The organism is Cryobacterium sp. M96 (assembly GCF_002929845.1).
GTDB lineage: Bacteria > Actinomycetota > Actinomycetes > Actinomycetales > Microbacteriaceae > Cryobacterium > Cryobacterium sandaracinum.
This window is the reverse complement of the sequence record NZ_PJJS01000026.1, coordinates 1-16,296: the sequence shown is the minus strand read 5'-3', so window position 1 is coordinate 16,296 and position 16,296 is coordinate 1. Positions and strand designations below refer to the sequence as shown.

Below are 16,296 nucleotides of genomic sequence, written 5' to 3'. Positions count from 1 at the left end.
CGGCGCATGCTCGGCGCGTGCCCGGTGCGTGCTCGGCGCATGCTCGGCGCGTGCCCGGTGCGTGCCCGGCGCATGCTCGGCGCGTGCCCGGTGCGTGCTCGGCGCGTACTCAGTGCGCGCCCAGCCGGTGTGCCAACTCGCGAAGCACCACGGCCAGGCGGTCGCCGAAACCCTGCGGGACCTGCTGCGGCAGGGCATCCGTCGGCCACCAGGCGACGTCTTCGCTCTCGTGGCTCGTCACGGGCATCGCATCGGCCCGTGCGACAGCCGCGAAACCGATGTCCCAGTGCGTGGTGCAGCGCCCGAACCGCGAACTGAGCGCGTGCCGGTGCACGTCGACCGGCAACGGGTCGCCGGTCCCGGCGACGAGTCGGCCGTCGAGAGGAGTGAGTTCGGCGATGCCGCCCTCTTCGCGGGCCTCGCGCAGGGCGGCGGCGACCACGGAGAGGTCGGATGCCTCGATGTGCCCGCCGAGTTGCACCCAGAACCGGCCCTTTTTATGGAAGCAGAGCAGCACGCGACCCAGGTCCGGAGTGAAGACGAAGCAACTCGCGGTCAGATGCTCGGCGCCGCCGTCGCGGTCGAGCGCAGAACCGCGGCCCGCCCGCACGAAGTCGATATATTCGCTTCGCAACCGGGCCTGGGCCGGGTCGACCGGCATCCAGCCGGCCAGGAGCGTCTCAACGTCGAGTGCTGCGGGGAGGTGGTCTGCGCCGGAATGCAGATCGATGCCCTGGGTCATATCCGAAGGCTATCCGCCGGGCGACACCCAGCGGTGCAGCCACTCGGTCGTCAAGCCGGCAGGGTGAGCCGTCCGCTCAGGCCGAGTGGGCGCCCAGCTCGGCGCGGAGCGGCCAGTCCTGGCCATCGAGGATGATCTGCGCCGAGCGACCGGTGGCGGCATTGACGACGATCGGCGCCATCAGGTTCACGGTCGTTCCGTCCTCGCCGGGGTTCGTCACCACGAGCAGCAGCGCGTCATCCGGCCCGGTCAGGTCGAGCGATGCCGCGTGCTCGTCGCTGATCACGGGGGAGTAGTCGGGCAAGTAGACGGATGCGTCGAGCACGAACAGACGGGTTCGCTGGTCCGCTGCGGACTGCAGCGAGAACAGGCCGTCGGCGCCGGGAATCTCGGTCAGGCTGAACTCGGTCAGCGGGTCCAGCCCGGGCGGCGGGGACACGAAGCTCAGGGCGGCGGTCACGGTGCCGGCGGTCGAAACGGCGCTCATCGGAGGAAGTCCATCAGCGTCGGCTGGAGCACCCGGGCGGTGACCGACAGGGCCGCCTGGTAGGTGACCTCCTGCAGTTTCAGGTCGAGGATGGCCTGGCCGAGGTCGACATCCTCGATTCCGGCCCGCTGGGCCTCGAGATTTCCCTTGTGCTGCACGAGTGCTTCCCCGGCTTTCTGGATCTGGGCCTGACGCACACCGACATCGGTCTGCGCCGTGAGCACGGTCTTCATTGCCAAGTCTATGGCTGTGAGGTGGGCACCCACGTTCGTGCCGGTGCGCAAGTCGTCGGCGATGGTGCCGATCAGAGCAAAAATCGAATTCGTAGCCGTGCCGAAGATGGCGGCGCCGTCGGCGTCGACCCTCACGGTGGTGTCCGCGCCGATGCGGCGGTCGACGCTTGCGGTCGCGGTGCCCGTGAAGGTGAAGTCGGGGTCGTCCCGGAAGGCGAGCCCGGCATCCGAATTTCCGGCGAAGACGCTGCGGCCCAGGTAGTCGGCGTTCGCCTGCGCGAGCAGGTTCTGGGTGAGGCCGTCGAGGCGGGCCGCGATGGCCTCCTTCGCGGCGGGGGAGAGAGCACCGTCGTTGGCACCCTGCACGGTCAGGTCGCGCACCTGGTTCAGCAGGTTCGTGGCCTCGGCCAGTGCCATGCTGGCGGTGGTGAGCCAGCCGTCGCCGTTGTCGGCGTTGCGGGCGTACTGCGTGACCGCGCGCTGCTCGGCGCGCACGGTGAGGGAATCGGCTGCCCGAGCGGGGTCGTCGGAGGGGCGGGCGATGGCCTTGAGCGTGGTGGCCTGCTCCTGCAACTGCGCCATCCGGGCGAGGTTGGCCTGCAGATTGGTCTGTGCGGAGCGCATCTGGGTCTGGGAGGTGACGCGGGCGATCATGGGTTACCTTCCCACCAGTCCGGTGCGATTGATCAGGGTGTCGAGCATTTCGTCCACGGCGGTCAGCACCCGGGCGGCGCCCTGGTACGCGTGCTGGAACATAAGCAGGTTGACGTTCTCCTCGTCGAGATCGACGGAGGAGTTCGAGAGCTGAGCGCCCACCGCGGCGGTCGAGGTGAGGTCGGCGAGGGATGCCTGGCGCAGCGCGTTCTTCGTGGTCACGGCCAGCGAGGTGACAATGTTCGACCAGTCGGTGCTGGGGGACCGCACCGGGTTTCCCGCGGCGTCCACGACCGTGCCGGCGCCGAGCTGGGCGATCCTGTCGGCGATGGAGCCGTCGAGGGCGCCGTTCGCGGTGAGCCCGGTTGAGAGCTCGGCGGCGTTCGTCGGCAGGACGGACAGGCCGAGCGCGGCCGGTCCCGTGCCCGCCGAGCCGAAGAAGGGGCCGGGGCGGGTCGAGTTGTCGCCGGTGGAATAGATCGCGTTGACCTTCGCGGCCAGGCCCGTGGCGAAGGAGTTGTACGCCGCGGCGGCTTCGGCGAGGGCGCCGCCGGTGCCGGCGGCATCCGTTTTCGTGAGCAGGGAGAGCGCGCCGGCGAGCTCGCCGCCGTCGACGGGGATCGCGCCGGTGCGGTCGGCCCACTCCACGCGCACGGGCCCGGCGGTGCCGACCGGGTCGGTGAGGCCGTTCGGACCGTCGAGGGTGCGGGCACCGAGCGCAACGAGTGGGCGGGCGGTGTCGCCGGTGACCAGCGCGTTGCCGCCCACGAGCACGTCGACGGTGCCGTCGGGGCGGTTGACGACGGTGCCGCCGGTGAGGGCGGCCAGGGTCGTGGTGAGACCGCTGCGCTGGTCGATCAGCTCGTTGGCGTTTCCGCCGCCAGCAATCGACTGACGGATGCGCGCGTTCAGCTCGGCCACCTGGGCGGCCGCGCCGTTGATCTCGGCGACCATGGTGTCCACGCTTCCGCGTTCCGACGACCACTTCGCGGCGACCGCCTGGTACCCCTGCCTGATCTGGGTGGTGACGGCGCCGGCCTGGCCCAGCAGCACCCCGGCGGGCGCGGTCTCACCGGCGGCGTTGGCCACGTCGTGCCAGCCGGCCCAGAACTCCTGCAGCTGGGCGGAGAGCCCGTTCTCGCCGGGCTCCTTCAGCGAGGCCTCGACGGCGCTCAGCGCGTTCGCCCGCACCGCGGAGTAGCCGGCGACCGCGGCGGTGCCGCGCACCTGGGCGTCCAGCGACGCGCTGCCGAGGCGGGCGATTCCGTCGACGCTGACACCCTGGCCGGGGCGCACCCCGGAATTCATCAGGCCCGTACGGGTCGACGCGTCTACCGCGGAGGTCGTCACCCGCTGCCGGGTGTACCCCTCCGTGCTCGCGTTGGCGATGTTCTGGCCCACGACGTCGAGACCCTGCCGGGCGGCGACCAGGCCGGTGTAGGCGGTGTTGAGTCCTCCGAAGGTGCTCATCGCGGCACCCTCACAGAATCTGGTCGAAAAGTCGGGAGCCGGTGGGGCGCGCACCGGCGGCCCCGGTGGCGTCATACGTCTGAGTGTTCGCGCGCACGTCGGCCAGGGTCTCCTGGCTGGAGCGGACGGCGGAGCGCAGCAGCTGCTCGTTGGCGTCGCGCAGTTCCTTGATCTGGGTGGTCAGTTCACCCATCGCTTTGAGGTGCGCGGCCATGATCTCGGACCACGGGCCGGCGGGGGCGTGAGCCACGAGCTCGCGCAGGGTGGCGTCTTCGGCCGTTCCCCAATCGAGGGCGACGGCGGCAACCTCGACCGAGCGGGCGAGGCCGGCATCCCGAACGTGGCCGAGCACCTGCTCCACCTCACGGGTGCCCTGCTGCAGCCAGCGGGTCTTGCCGTTGGTCAGCAGCAGCTGTTCCTCGTCGAGTTTGAAGACGAGCAGTTCGAGGAGCTCCCGCTCGCGCCACAGCAACGCTGATAGTTCATTGGCGCCCACGTCTCCTCCAACTGCCTGTCGTCTGGTGCGGCCGGTCCGCGCAAAATCGCGCAGGTCAACGGCTTGTTACTACGACTATCGGCAGGTGACGGCCCCCGGTTAGCCACGGTGTGGATTCAGACTGCCAGCCGAGACTGAAGGTGTCCACTAAAGGGAGGACACGATTCCGGCAGACACCGGATGCCTGGCCCCCGTTGCGGGGTGATCCGCCCCGATGTGGGGGTGCCTGGCCCCGTTGTGGGGGCACCGTTGCGCATTCGGCCACCGACCGCGCCTTTACGTTTTAATCATGGCCGCGAAGTTCTGTGGCCTGGGCCCCGAACCCCTGCGTCACATCCCCGCTTTCTCGCAACGTCCCCGTGCCTACCCGGCCACTCGTTCGACCAGGCCCTTGCCTGATCGATCGGGACAATTCAGGTGTCAAGCACTCAGGGAGTTCCGTGTGAATCGTGCAGAACGCAACCAGTTGGTGATCGACAACCTCCCGCTCGTCGGCTACCTCGTTTCCGAAACCTGGGCCAAGGCCCGGCACCTCTCCCGCGACGACCTGGCCTCGGCCGGAGCTCTCGCCCTGATCACCTCGGCGGATGCCTTCAACGCCGACCTCGGCGTTCCGTTCGGAGCGTTCGCACGGCGCCGCATCATCGGCGCCTTCGCCGACGAGATGCGCTCCAATGACTGGGCCACTCGGATGGCCCGCCGCCGCATCAAGGAGACCCGTGCCGTTCAGCAGACGCTGGCCGGCGCCCTCGGCCGCGCGGCATCCGTCGACGAGGTCGCCGCCGCCCTCGGCGTCGACCGGGAGACCGCGATCGCCGGCCTGTCCGACTCCGAGCGCACCGTCTCGACCCTCGATGACGCCACCGCCGAGTTCCTGGTTTCCGGAACCGAACTCCCCGGCGACTCGCTGCTCTCCGCCGAGCGCCTGGCCTACCTGCACGCCGCCATCGCGGCACTGCCGGATAAGATGCGCGTGATCGTGCAGCAGGTCTACTTCGACGACCGCTCGGTCAAGGAGATCGCGGTCGAGCTCGGAATCACCCACTCGGCGGTGTCTCAGCAGCGGGCGGAGGCCATCCGTCTGCTCCGCGACGGCCTGGGCACGCACTACTCCGACGACGCCGAGGTGGAATACGTTCCCGAGTCCCGCATCGCGCCGGCCCGCCGCAGCGCCTACCTCGCCCGCCTCGCCGACCAGGCCATGCTCGGCCTCGCCACCGCGAGCGGGGTGGCGTACGCCGCCGGGTCGACGGATGCTGCCGATCCTGCCGGTTCAGACACCCGGGAAGTTTTTTCGATCAACGGCTAACGCGGTCTCAGCAGAGGCCGATAGCTCACTGTGTCAGGCCATGGATGGCCTGGCGTTCACCACCCAATCACGGAGGATTTCATCATGGGTATGCAGATCAACACCAACCTCGCGGCCAACAATACGTACCGCAACCTGGCCGCCACGCAGAACGACATGTCCAAGTCCCTGGAGAAGCTCTCCAGCGGCCTCCGCATCAACCGCGCAGCGGATGACGCGGCCGGACTGGCCATCTCCGAGGGCCTCAAGTCGCAGGTCGGTGGCCTCACGGTCGCCAGCCGCAACGCCCAGGACGGCATCTCGGTCATCCAGACCGCTGAGGGTTCCTTGAACGAGGTCACCTCGATCCTGCAGCGCGTTCGTGACCTCGCAGTCCAGGCCGGCAACGACTCGAACAACACCGATTCGCGTACCGCGATCACGACCGAGGTTCTTGCCCTGGGCAAGGAACTTACCCGTATCGGTGCCTCGACCAACTTCAACGGTACGGCCCTGCTCGACGGCGTCAAGGCGTCGCTGACCTTCCAGGTCGGCGCTGGCAGCGTCGCTGCAACCGACCAGATTGTCGTGAATCTCACGAACGTGTCTACTATCGGTGCCGCCATTGAGGTGCTGGGAACTGCAGCGACTGACGGTTTCAAGGACGCAGCAACGGCCCTGTCCACCATCGCCGCACTGGACCTGAACATCAAGGCCGTGTCCACGTCACGCGCCGAGCTTGGCGCGAACCAGAACCGGTTCGAGAGCGTCATCAAGAACCTGGCCGTCTCCAAGGAGAACCTCACCGCTGCCGGCTCGCGCATCCGCGACACCGACATGGCCGAGGAAATGGTCAAGTACACCCGTTCCAGCATCCTCTCGCAGGCCGGTACCGCCATGCTCGCGCAGGCCAACCAGTCCGCTCAGGGCGTGCTGTCGCTGCTCCGCTAACCCTGAGTAGCTGAACCTTTCGGGAAACCGCACGGTGAACTATGGCTGGTGGTGACCTAAGAGATGAACTGGACCTCATCCCTCGGTCGCCACCAGCCATTCACGTTTACACCCGCACCATCCAGCTTGATCGCAGAAACGTAAGGAGGGGAAGACATGACGAACGCCATCGACGGACTCGTCTCCGGGCTCGACACCACCTCCCTGATCAACTCCTTGATGCAGGTCGAAGCCGTTCCGCAGACGCTGCTGAAGGCCAAGGTCTCCTCGTCGCAGAACCTGATCTCGGCGCTGCAGGGCCTCAACACCCAGATCGCCGGCCTGGCCGATCTGGCCGGCAAGGCCGCGAAGCCGGCCGCACTCGACCTCTATTCGGCCACCAGTACCTCTCCCACCGTCACGACGGCGGTCTCGGCCAACGCCAGCGCCGGGCAACTCGACGTCGTCGTCACCAACCTCGCTCGCAGCCAGGTCGGCGTCTCCGCGGCCATGACCGCCTGGCCCGCCGACCCGGCCGTGCTGACCATCGTCTCCGGCGGTGTCACGACCGAGATCTCCGTCAGCTCGACCTCTCTCGACGCCGTCTCCACGGCCATCAACGCCGCCAACACCGGAGTTACCGCCACGAAGGTCGCGTCCGGAGTGGATGCCGGCGGCGTCGCTCAGTACCGGCTCCAGTTCACCGGGAATGACTCCGGTGCGGCCAAGGCCTTCAGTGTCTATCAGGGCACCGCCGCCGAGGTCACGGCGAACAGCGCGCCCGATTTGCTGGCCGCCGCGGGTGCCGCCGTCATCCGCACCGCCCAGGACGCCAGCGTCACCCTGTGGGCCGGTAGCACCGCCGCCCAGACGATCACCTCGGCCACCAACACGTTCGCGAACCTGCTGCCCGGCGTCGCGATCACGGTATCCGCCGTCTCCGTTGACCCCGTCACCATCAAGGTCGCTCGTGACGACGCGCAGATCGGCTCCCTGGCCTCGGGTCTGGTCAGCTCCCTGAACGGCGTCTTCGCGCTGATCTCCACCAAGTCCGCGGTCGTCAACAGCACCAACGCGTCGGGGGCCGCCGTGTTGTCGGCTGGCATCTTCACCAGCGACAGCACCGTGCGCGACGTTAAGCAGCGCATTCTCACGGCCGCCTCGGCACCGATCAACGGGCACTCGCCGTCGGAGTACGGCATCAGCATCACCCGATCCGGCACCATGGAGTTCGACGCGGCCAAGTTCGCCGCGGCCCTCGCCAAGGACCCGGTAACCGTCAAAGCAGCAGTGCAGGAGATCGCGACCCGCGTCGCAGCAGCGGCGTCATCGGCCTCGGACAAATACGACGGTCAGATCACCGCGAAGATCACCGGTCAGCAGTCCACGGTCAAGAACTTAGGCGACCGCATCGCCGACTGGGACCGCAGCCTGGCCACCCGCCGGGCGACCCTGCAGAGCACCTACACCGCACTGGAAACCCAGCTCAGCGCTCTGAAAGCACAGTCCTCGTGGCTGAGTGCCCAGGTTGCCGGGCTCCCGACCTCGAGCACAGGATGATGATGGCTGTTATGAGCATGATGGGTGGGGCACAGGCCCGGCGCGCACAGTTGAACCGCGAAGCGGTGCTCTCGGCCACACCGGTGCGCCTGCTCACGATGCTCTACGACCGGTTGCTGCTCGATCTCGGCCGCGCCGAGATCGCCCAGAATATCGAGGACTGGGCCGTCGCCTCGGAGCACCTCCTGCACGCCCAGGCGATCGTCTCCGAACTGTCGACCTCGCTCAACGTGGAGGCCTGGGAGGGCGGCGAGGGTCTGTTCTCCCTGTACACCTACGTGTCCAACGCGTTGATGAGCGCCAACATCCATCGGGATGTCGCCCGTACCCGGGAGGCCATCGCCCTGCTCGAGCCGCTGCGGCAGACCTGGCACGAAGCGGCCGAGCTGCTGCCGGCCCAGAGCGCGGCGCGTGCCGGCGGGGAGTACGGTCTTGCCTAGGGTTCTGCTCGACACCCACGAATCTGCGAACGACCGCCAGGAGTGGCTGGATGTGCTCGACCAGCTCGAGTCGAGCCTCGGCTCGGGCGCGCGCGACGCCGTGCTGGCCGGCCCGGGGGAGCGCTTCTCTACCGGCGTGCAGTGGCGTGCGCCCGCACACCTGGGCCAGCTGCCCGCCGACCTCGAGACGCGCGCCCGGCGCCTGCTCTCCGGCCAGCTCGAACTGATCAGCGAGATCGAGGATGCCCGGCGCTCCGCCGGCGTGCACCTCGCCGCCGTGCGCACCATCATCTCGGCCCAGCACACCGACCAGGCCGTCTACCTCGACATAGCCGGCTGACTGCCCGCCCACCTCGCGCCCGTTGCCGGCTACCGCCGCTGCGGGCCAACTGTTGCCCGCTCGGACATTTGTTGCCCGTGCGCGGGCAACAGTTGTCCGTTTCGACAACAGTTGCGGGGTTCCGCTCGAAAACGTGAGGAAAGAAGTTCCGCGACAACTCCTTACGCGCCTCGGCCACCGGCCGATAGCTAGGAGCGAGCAGGGATTGCTCGACCACAGGCCACGGATCGGCCGCCCTCGTTTTGCCGACGAATCGGGTATCCGTGTTTGAATCCGTGACCATGACGGCGCTCTCCAGCGCGCTGGACGGGCTGGCCCTGCGCCAGCGCACCATCGCGAACAACATCGCGAACGTGAACACGCCGAACTACCACGCCAAGCGTGTGGCGTTCGAGGATGCCCTGGCGCAGTCTGTGCAGGCCGGCAGCGGCAGCACTGTCGCCACCACCGCCAGTTCCCTCGAGCCCACCCGCCTCGACGGCAACAACGTCAACCTCGACACCGAGACCCTCTCCAACATCGACACCGTGCTGCGGTACCAGTTCGCGGCGCAGGCCGTCAACGGACCGTTCACGGCCATGCGCTCCGCGATGCGAACCAGCTGATGACCCTCGACGCCATCGGGATTGCCGGCAGCGGCCTCACCCTGCACCGCAAATGGCTCGACGCCGTCGCGGACAACATCGCCAACGCCAACACGGTCACCGCCACCGACGGTGACGCCTTCCAGGCGCGCTACATCGTCGCCCAGGCCGGCCAAGGCACCACCGGAGCCTATGCGGCCGGGACGGCACTCGGCGACGCCGAGGGAATTCTGACCTTCGACCCGAGCAACCCACTCGCCGACGAGGCCGGCTACGTGCGCCGCCCGGACGTCGACATGGCCGAGCAGATGGGCGCGCTGATCATGGCGCAGCGCGGCTACCAGGCCAACGCCGCCGTCGTCGACCGTGCCAAGACGACCTACGAAGCCGCACTCCAGATTGGACGCTCCTGATGACCATCGGTTCGATCAACCCGATCCAGTCCGTGACCGGCACGGGATACCTCTCCGGCGTGCAGGGCCTGCAGGGTGTGCAGGGAACCCCGGGGAGCCAGGGCGCCGACGGTTCGGCCTTCGGCAGCGCCCTGGTCGGCGCCGTCGACAATCTGCAGCAGCTGCAGGCCACCTCCAACACCCTCACGGTGCAGGCCGTAACCGGAAACCTGACCGACATCCACTCGGCCACCCTGGCCTCGACTCGCGCCCAGGTCACCCTCGAACTCGTGGCCGCCGTGCGCAATAAGGGTGTCGACGCGTTCAACGAGATCATGAGGATGCAGGCCTGATGCCGCGCCCGATCACGTCGGCCTTCGCACGCCTCGGCCAGAGCATCCGGTCCTTCTCCGTCGCCCAGCGCACGGTCGCCATCATCGGCGTCGCCGTGCTTGCCCTGGGCATCGCCGCCCTGAGCATGTGGGCCACCAAGCCGGCCTTCACGCCCCTGTTCTCCGGGCTGAGCGGTTCCGACGCGAATACCATCGTCGAGCAGCTTCGCACCGACGGCGTCGCCTACGAGCTCAGCGACGGTGGCGCGACGATCCTGGTGCCGCAGCAGAACGTCTACGACGAGCGCCTCAAGGCCGCCGCAGCCGGCCTGCCGTCCTCCAGCACGGGCGGCTACGGGCTGCTCGACACCATGGGTGTCACTTCCAGCGAGTTCCAGCAGTCGGTCACCTACAAGCGGGCGCTCGAGGGCGAACTCGCCAACACCGTCAAGGCCATGAAGGGCGTCAAGAACGCCTCGGTGCGCCTGGCGATCCCCGAAGAGACCGTGTTCGCGTCGGAGCAGAGCGACCCCACGGCATCCGTCTTCGTGGAGACGGCCACCGGCAGCACCCTGAACGCCGACCAGGTGCAGTCCATCGTGCACCTCACCTCGGCCTCCATCGCCGGGATGGCACCCACCGACGTGGCCGTCATCGACTCCACGGGTGTCGTGCTCTCGGCGGTCGGCGTGGGAGCGACCGGATCCGCCGACCAGCAGGCCGGCGCCTACGAGGACCGCGTGCGGGGGGCCGTGCAGGCCATGCTGGACAAGGTCGTCGGGCCCGGCAACGCCACCGTCGTCGTGGCCGCCGACATGAGCTACCAGTCGGCCCAGCGGGTCGAGGAATCGTTCACCACCCCGACGGATGCCCCGGCCCTCAACGAGGCCGTCAAAACCGAGTCGTACACGGGCGCCGGCGGCTCCGCGGCCGGCGTCCTCGGCCCGGACAACATCGCCGTCCCGGCGGGCACCGAGGGCGATGGAACCTTCACCTCCGAGGACACCACCAAGAACAACGCGGTCAACAAGGTCACCGAGACCCGCACCATCCCGGCCGGGGAGATCAACCGGCAGACGGTCTCGGTGGCCGTGAACGCCGACGTCGTGGGTCAGCTCAACGTCGCCGACGTCACCTCGCTGGTGGCCTCGGCCGCCGGCATCGACGTGCAGCGCGGCGACGCGGTCACCGTGGAGGTAGTCAGCTTCAACGGCGGCGCGGCAGAGGATGCCGCCGCGGCCCTCGCGGCGACCGAAGCGGCGGCCGCCGCCGACCGGTTCGCAGAGATCATGCGCATCGCCATCATCACCGCGGGGATTGTCATCACTTTCGTGCTGGGGCTCATCCTCTACGCGCGTCGTTCGCGCCGCCAGAGCCGCGAGTCCATCGAGCTTGACGAAATGATGGAGGTCCGGCCCGCGCTGTCCGTGCCGGAGGTGCCGTTCCCGCTGAGCGCCCCGATCGCGCCGATCATGATCGACCCCACCCCGACCGTGGCCTATCTGCCGCCGGCCTCCGACCGGATGCGGGTGGAGATCGACGCACTCGCTCAGCGTGACCCTGCGAAGACCGCGGAATACCTCCGCGGCCTGATGGATGACCGGCAGCCCGCATGATCGACGCCCAGCCGGCCCTGACCGGCACGCAGAAGGTCGCCGTGGTGCTGATGAGCATGGAGCACCAGCGCGCCACCGAAGTGATGAAGCAGTTCACCGAGGCCGAGGCGGCCGATATCGCCGCGGAGATGGTGCAGTTGCGCCGGGTCGACCCGGAGGTGACCGAAACCACCGTTCTGGAGTTCCACGAACTCACGGTCAAGGGTGCCCATACCCGGCGCGGCGGTCACGCCTACGCGATCGGCCTGCTTGAGGCATCCTTCGGCGCGGAACGAGCGGCCGGCGTCATGGTCAAGGTGGCCTCGTCGATGGCCGGCAAGGCCTTCGAGTTTCTCGACGCCGCCGAGCCGTTGCAGATCCTCACCCTGCTTGACGGCGAATTGCCCCAGACCATCGCGCTCGTGCTCGCGCACCTGCGCCCCGGTCACGCCTCCGCCGTGCTCGGCGGCCTCGACGCCGACCTGCGCGCGGAGGTGGCGCAGTGCATCGCCGGCATGGGTACGGCCACCCCCGAGGCCGTGCGCGTGGTCACCGAGACCCTCAAGGCCCGGGTCGGCGCCGTCGCCTCCTCCCGCGACTCGGTGGAGATCGTCGGCGGCATCCAGCCGCTCGTCGAGATCATCAACCGGGCCGATGTGGCCACCGAACGCGCCCTTCTCGAAGCCCTCGATGCGCGCGATCCGGCCCTGGCCGAAGAGGTCCGGTCACGGATGCTGACCTTCGCCGACATCGTCAAGCTCGAAAACCGAGACGTACAGCAGGTGCTCCGCGGCATCGACGCGGGCATCCTCGCCATCGCCATGAAGGGCTCCGCGGACGCTGTGGTCTCGATCATTCGCACCAACCTGTCCGAGCGCAACCGGGAGATCCTCGACGACGAGGTCAAAGCCATGGCGCCCGTGCGGGTGTCGCAGGTCGAGGAAGCGCGCGCCACGATCGTGCGGGCCATCCGCGACCTCGAGGCGCAGGGGAGCATCACCGTGCAACGTGCCGAGGAGGACGACTATGTTGTTTGACGCAGCGACCGCCCGGTCGAACTTCTCCGCCGTGACCTTCCCCAGCCTGCAGGGCGAGCGGGACGCAGGCGGCGACGCCTCCCGGGCCCGGGGGCACGCCGCCGGCTACACCGCGGGACTCCGGGCGGCCGCCGCCGAGGTGGATGCCCGGATCGCGCGGCTCGACGCCGAGCAGGCCGCCGCCGGTGCCATCGGCCAGGCGCGGATCGATCGGGCGGTCGCGCTGCTGGGTGCCGCCGCCGCCGCGTTGCACGAGCGCACCGTTCCGGTGATCCAGGAGGCGGAGGACACCCTTGTCGCGACCGCGCTCGAGCTGGCCGAAGCGATCCTCGGCTACTCACTCGGCGACGCCGACGCCTCGGCGCGGGCCGCACTGGGCCGCGCCCTCGCGACCGGAGTGACCGGTGCGACCGTCACCACCGGCGCACTCGGTACCGTTCGCCCGCACTCCGTGCGGATGAACCCCGCCGACCTTGCTCTGATCGACCTGATCACCCGCGCGGATGCCGGCGTGGACTTCACGGCGGACGCCGACCTCGCCCGTGGCGACGCGATCGCCGAGTTCCCCGATGGATTCCTTGACGCCCGGATCGGCACCGCGCTTACCCGCGCGAAGGCCGCCCTCACCGGAGCCCGGTCGTGACCCTGGCGCAGGCCCCCGCCTGGCGTCCGCGCGCGGGAAAGATCCGCTCCGCCCTCGACGCCGCGCGGCCCCAGCGGGTGGGCGTCGTCTCTTCGATCGTCGGTCTCGGTCTGGAGGTGCGCGGGCTCAATTCCGCGATCGGCGATCTGGTCACGGTCGGCGACGGCGGGGAGATCGACGCCGAGGTGGTCGCCACGACGCAGGGCGGCATCCGGTGCATGCCGCTCGGCCGGATGACCGGTATTCGGATCGGCGCGCCCGTGCGCTCGGACGGAACCCCGCACCTCGTGCCCACCGGCGCCGGCCTGTTCGGGCGCGTCATCGACGGCCTCGGCCGGCCCATCGACGGCAAAGGCCCTCTCTCCGGTGCCCGGTTCGTCGGCCTCGATCACGACAGCCCCTCCGCGATGGCCCGCTCCCGCATCCAGACGCCGCTCCAGTTGGGTGTGCGCGTGCTCGACACCCTCACCACCGTCGGGAAGGGACAGCGGATGGGCCTGTTCGCCGGCTCCGGCGTCGGCAAGTCCTCGCTGCTTTCGATGATCGCCCGCGGCACCGACGCGGAGGTCTCGGTCATCGCCCTGGTGGGGGAGCGCGGCCGCGAGGTGCGCGAATTCCTTGAAGACGACCTCGGACCCGAGGGGCTCGCCCGTTCGATCGTGGTCGTGTCCACCTCCGACGAACCGGCCATGATGCGGCTGCGCGCCGCCTTCCTGGCCACCCGGATCGCCGAGTCGTTCCGTGACGAGGGAGCCGACGTGATGCTGATGATGGATTCACTCACCCGGGTGGCGATGGCCCAGCGCGAGATCGGCCTCTCGGTCGGCGAACCCCCTGCCACCCGCGGTTATCCGCCCTCGACCTTCTCCCTGCTCGCCCGCCTACTCGAGCGGGCCGGCACCGACGAAACCGGGTCGATCACGGGCGTCTACACGGTGCTCGTCGACGGCGACGACCACAATGAACCGATTGCGGATGCCGCCCGCTCGATCCTCGACGGACACGTCGTACTCGACCGCAAACTGGCTGTCCTCGGCCATTTCCCCGCTGTCGACGCGCTCTCCTCGATCTCCCGTGTCGCCTCCCGGGTCAACAGCCCCGAGCAGAACCAGGTCGCCGGCCTGTTGCGCCGGGTGCTCGCCGCACGCCGCACCGCGCAGGACCTGCTCGACGTCGGCGCGTACCGGCGGGGCACGAACCCGCTTGTCGACGCCGCCGTCGACAACGAGGGCGCCATCAACGCGTTCCTCCAGCAGCGCATGGAGGACCAGACCTCGGCCCCGCTCGCTTGGGACCAACTCACGACACTTACTCGAACGCTCGGGGCGCTCTGATGAAACGCACTTTCGCTTTGGCCGGGCTCCTCCGGCTACGGCACCTGCAGCAGGACCAGGCCGCCGGCGACCTGGCCCAGGCCAACGCCGTCGTTCAGGCGAACGCGGCTCGCCGGGCCGCGACCAGGGCCACTCTGCGGCACGCGCCGAGTCTGGCCAGCGGGGCTGACACGCTGTCGGCGATCGCCTCCGCCCGCGCCTCGGCGCACAGCATGTTGGCCGACATGGAGGCCCTCGGCCGCAACTACCAGGTTGCCGTCGGCGAGGCGCAGGTCGCCTTCGAAGCGACCCGTGCCGATACGGTGCGGTTGGAGAAGCTCGAGGGCAGGCACGGAGCCCTGGTCGCGGCCAACGACCTGCACCGCGAACAGACCATCCTCGACGAGATTGCGTCGACCGGCTGGCACCGCAACCGGGGCGCGGGCGGTGACCCGCGATGACCATGATCGCGGCGATGAGCCGGGTCAGCGAGATCCAGGCGACACTCGTTCAGCTCTCGGCCGGGGCGAACGCCCAGAAGGCGCAGGCTACTGCCGCAGCCGGCAGCGCCACCGCCGGGGCGGGCGCGAGCACCTCGGCGAACACCTTCGCCGACGCCCTCGCGTCGGCGTCGGGCGCCGCCGCGGTCGGCCCGGCCGCACCGAACCCGGGTGGGGCCACCGGCGCCGACGTGGTCGACGCCGCGAAGAAGTACCTGGGCGTGCCCTACGTCTTCGGCGGTGAAGACGCCAGCGGCATGGACTGTTCCGGGTTGGTGCAAACCGTGTATGCCGAAATGGGCATAGACGTGCCGCGCCTCGTGTCGGGCCAGATGAAGATCGGCACCGAGGTCGGCTCCCTCGCCGAGGCCAAGCCCGGTGACCTGATCGTCACCGGCGGCGGCGAGCACATCCTGATCTACGCCGGCGACAACAAGGTCATCCACGCGCCCTACGAGGGCCGCACGGTCTCACTGGTCGAGGCCTACATGGACGACTCCGAGATCGACACCATCCGCCGTGTGATTCCGGATGCCCCGGCCGCCACCGCGAGCCCGGCGTCCTCGAGCACGGCCTCCGCTTCGTCAGCCGCCGGCAGCCAGCTCAGCGCCGCACTGGCCTCATTCATGAACGGAGCCTCCCGATGAGCGCCACGTCCGTCCGGCCGGCGCCGGCGCCCCACACCGCGGCGCAGGCGCTGGCATCCGCGTCCTCATCCGCCTCCTCCGCCGCCGCCTCCCCCTCGGCTTCGCGTGGCCCGCTGGGTGCCCGCCCGGGTGCCGGCTCATTCGCGTCCGTGCTGCAGGGCACCCTCGCGGGCCCGCGCACCTCCGCGATCGCGTCTCCGCCGGGTTCCGTGTCAACCTCATCCCGGGCTCCCGAGCCGACCTCGGAGCGCACCGCCGAACCGGCCTCCGGACCGACCACTGATCTGAGGAACGCCCTGACCGGCGCGGCGCCGGCCCCGGAGCACCAGCAGCCGAGCGCCATCCTGCCTCCCGCCGGGTTCAGCCTCTCGCCACTGCCGACCGGTGCGAAAGCCACCGGGGCGATAGCCACCGGAGCCGACAGTGCTGCCCTCGCCGACTCTGTCGGGACCGAGGCCGTGACCATCCCGACCGCCGCCGCCGGCACCGCCGAGACTTCCACCATCGCCGCCACCGAATCCGAAGCCGACTCAGACTCCACGGAGACGTCCGCCGCAGACTCCAACACTTTCACCGCAGCGAACGCCGCTGGCGGTACCGCGCTTCCGGCCGG

At 69.4% G+C, this 16,296-nt stretch carries 20 protein-coding genes; 15 read left to right on the top strand and 5 right to left on the bottom strand.

The window, feature by feature from the left end:
* Positions 1–109: 109 nt before the first annotated feature.
* From CXY79_RS01360 to CXY79_RS01340, 5 genes are all read right to left on the bottom strand, one after another.
* Positions 110–742 (bottom strand): NUDIX hydrolase, encoded by a 633-nt coding sequence (locus tag CXY79_RS01360; protein ID WP_104099373.1) that lies wholly within the window; start codon positions 740–742, stop codon positions 110–112.
* Between the two features lie 76 nt (positions 743–818).
* The gene (locus CXY79_RS01355) at positions 819–1,229 is read right to left on the bottom strand and encodes a flagellar assembly protein FliW (RefSeq protein ID WP_104099372.1); all 411 of its coding nucleotides are present in this window, start codon (positions 1,227–1,229) and stop codon (positions 819–821) included.
* Entirely contained in the window at positions 1,226–2,116 is an 891-nt protein-coding gene (gene flgL, locus CXY79_RS01350; RefSeq protein WP_104099371.1) for a flagellar hook-associated protein FlgL, read from the bottom strand. Before flgL ends, CXY79_RS01355 begins: the two co-directional genes overlap by 4 nt.
* Before the next feature lie 3 nt (positions 2,117–2,119).
* A complete protein-coding gene (gene flgK, locus CXY79_RS01345; protein ID WP_104099370.1) occupies positions 2,120–3,586 on the bottom strand; it encodes a flagellar hook-associated protein FlgK in 1,467 nt (488 codons plus the stop codon).
* Positions 3,587–3,596: 10 nt separating this feature from the next.
* Positions 3,597–4,082 (bottom strand): flagellar protein FlgN, encoded by a 486-nt coding sequence (locus CXY79_RS01340; protein ID WP_104099369.1) that lies wholly within the window; start codon positions 4,080–4,082, stop codon positions 3,597–3,599.
* 442 nt (positions 4,083–4,524) lie between these two features.
* Between CXY79_RS01340 and CXY79_RS01335 the strand changes: the two genes are divergently transcribed.
* The 15 genes from CXY79_RS01335 to CXY79_RS01265 all read left to right on the top strand — a co-directional run.
* Positions 4,525–5,391, top strand: coding sequence for a sigma-70 family RNA polymerase sigma factor (locus CXY79_RS01335; protein WP_104099368.1), 867 nt, complete (start codon positions 4,525–4,527; stop codon positions 5,389–5,391).
* A gap of 84 nt (positions 5,392–5,475) precedes the next feature.
* Positions 5,476–6,321 (top strand): flagellin, encoded by an 846-nt coding sequence (locus CXY79_RS01330; protein WP_194085914.1) that lies wholly within the window; start codon positions 5,476–5,478, stop codon positions 6,319–6,321.
* Positions 6,322–6,477: 156 nt separating this feature from the next.
* Positions 6,478–7,860 carry a flagellar filament capping protein FliD gene (fliD, locus tag CXY79_RS01325; protein WP_104099367.1) on the top strand — a complete coding sequence of 461 codons (1,383 nt, stop codon included), beginning with the start codon at positions 6,478–6,480 and terminating at the stop codon, positions 7,858–7,860.
* A gap of 11 nt (positions 7,861–7,871) precedes the next feature.
* Entirely contained in the window at positions 7,872–8,300 is a 429-nt protein-coding gene (fliS, locus tag CXY79_RS01320; protein WP_104099366.1) for a flagellar export chaperone FliS, read from the top strand.
* Positions 8,293–8,640, top strand: a complete 348-nt coding sequence (locus tag CXY79_RS01315) for a hypothetical protein (RefSeq protein ID WP_134401499.1) — start codon at positions 8,293–8,295, stop codon at positions 8,638–8,640. Before fliS ends, CXY79_RS01315 begins: the two co-directional genes overlap by 8 nt.
* Positions 8,641–8,903: 263 nt before the next feature.
* The gene (locus CXY79_RS01310) at positions 8,904–9,245 is read left to right on the top strand and encodes a flagellar basal body protein (protein WP_104099364.1); all 342 of its coding nucleotides are present in this window, start codon (positions 8,904–8,906) and stop codon (positions 9,243–9,245) included.
* Positions 9,245–9,637, top strand: coding sequence for a flagellar basal body rod protein FlgC (locus CXY79_RS01305; protein WP_104099363.1), 393 nt, complete (start codon positions 9,245–9,247; stop codon positions 9,635–9,637). The genes CXY79_RS01310 and CXY79_RS01305 overlap by 1 nt, the downstream gene beginning before the upstream one ends.
* Entirely contained in the window at positions 9,637–9,969 is a 333-nt protein-coding gene (gene fliE / locus CXY79_RS01300) for a flagellar hook-basal body complex protein FliE (protein ID WP_104099362.1), read from the top strand. The genes CXY79_RS01305 and fliE overlap by 1 nt, the downstream gene beginning before the upstream one ends.
* Positions 9,969–11,564, top strand: coding sequence for a flagellar basal-body MS-ring/collar protein FliF (gene fliF, locus CXY79_RS01295; protein ID WP_104099361.1), 1,596 nt, complete (start codon positions 9,969–9,971; stop codon positions 11,562–11,564). Before fliE ends, fliF begins: the two co-directional genes overlap by 1 nt.
* Positions 11,561–12,580 (top strand): flagellar motor switch protein FliG, encoded by a 1,020-nt coding sequence (gene fliG / locus CXY79_RS01290; RefSeq protein WP_104099360.1) that lies wholly within the window; start codon positions 11,561–11,563, stop codon positions 12,578–12,580. The genes fliF and fliG overlap by 4 nt, the downstream gene beginning before the upstream one ends.
* Positions 12,570–13,223, top strand: a complete 654-nt coding sequence (locus CXY79_RS01285; protein ID WP_104099359.1) for a hypothetical protein — start codon at positions 12,570–12,572, stop codon at positions 13,221–13,223. The genes fliG and CXY79_RS01285 overlap by 11 nt, the downstream gene beginning before the upstream one ends.
* Positions 13,220–14,557: a FliI/YscN family ATPase gene (locus CXY79_RS01280; protein WP_369827916.1), complete on the top strand. Its 1,338-nt coding sequence runs from the start codon at positions 13,220–13,222 to the stop codon at positions 14,555–14,557. Before CXY79_RS01285 ends, CXY79_RS01280 begins: the two co-directional genes overlap by 4 nt.
* Positions 14,557–14,997 (top strand): hypothetical protein, encoded by a 441-nt coding sequence (locus CXY79_RS01275; RefSeq protein WP_104099358.1) that lies wholly within the window; start codon positions 14,557–14,559, stop codon positions 14,995–14,997. Before CXY79_RS01280 ends, CXY79_RS01275 begins: the two co-directional genes overlap by 1 nt.
* Positions 14,994–15,683 carry a C40 family peptidase gene (locus CXY79_RS01270; protein WP_104099357.1) on the top strand — a complete coding sequence of 230 codons (690 nt, stop codon included), beginning with the start codon at positions 14,994–14,996 and terminating at the stop codon, positions 15,681–15,683. Before CXY79_RS01275 ends, CXY79_RS01270 begins: the two co-directional genes overlap by 4 nt.
* A partial coding sequence (locus CXY79_RS01265; protein WP_369827915.1) for a hypothetical protein occupies positions 15,680–16,296 on the top strand: 617 nt, incomplete at its 3' end. The genes CXY79_RS01270 and CXY79_RS01265, both read left to right, overlap by 4 nt.

Bases quoted from the DNA above. Each gene is read 5' to 3' on its own strand.
- CXY79_RS01360 (WP_104099373.1), bottom strand. From the start codon at position 742: ATGACCCAGGGCATCGATCTGCATTCCGGCGCAGACCACCTCCCCGCA.
- CXY79_RS01355 (WP_104099372.1), bottom strand. From the start codon at position 1,229: ATGAGCGCCGTTTCGACCGCCGGCACCGTGACCGCCGCCCTGAGCTTC.
- flgL (WP_104099371.1), bottom strand. From the start codon at position 2,116: ATGATCGCCCGCGTCACCTCCCAGACCCAGATGCGCTCCGCACAGACC.
- flgK (WP_104099370.1), bottom strand. From the start codon at position 3,586: ATGAGCACCTTCGGAGGACTCAACACCGCCTACACCGGCCTGGTCGCC.
- CXY79_RS01330 (WP_194085914.1), top strand. From the start codon at position 5,476: ATGGGTATGCAGATCAACACCAACCTCGCGGCCAACAATACGTACCGC.
- fliD (WP_104099367.1), top strand. From the start codon at position 6,478: ATGACGAACGCCATCGACGGACTCGTCTCCGGGCTCGACACCACCTCC.
- fliS (WP_104099366.1), top strand. From the start codon at position 7,872: ATGAGCATGATGGGTGGGGCACAGGCCCGGCGCGCACAGTTGAACCGC.
- CXY79_RS01305 (WP_104099363.1), top strand. From the start codon at position 9,245: ATGACCCTCGACGCCATCGGGATTGCCGGCAGCGGCCTCACCCTGCAC.
- fliE (WP_104099362.1), top strand. From the start codon at position 9,637: ATGACCATCGGTTCGATCAACCCGATCCAGTCCGTGACCGGCACGGGA.
- fliF (WP_104099361.1), top strand. From the start codon at position 9,969: ATGCCGCGCCCGATCACGTCGGCCTTCGCACGCCTCGGCCAGAGCATC.
- fliG (WP_104099360.1), top strand. From the start codon at position 11,561: ATGATCGACGCCCAGCCGGCCCTGACCGGCACGCAGAAGGTCGCCGTG.
- CXY79_RS01285 (WP_104099359.1), top strand. From the start codon at position 12,570: ATGTTGTTTGACGCAGCGACCGCCCGGTCGAACTTCTCCGCCGTGACC.
- CXY79_RS01275 (WP_104099358.1), top strand. From the start codon at position 14,557: ATGAAACGCACTTTCGCTTTGGCCGGGCTCCTCCGGCTACGGCACCTG.
- CXY79_RS01270 (WP_104099357.1), top strand. From the start codon at position 14,994: ATGACCATGATCGCGGCGATGAGCCGGGTCAGCGAGATCCAGGCGACA.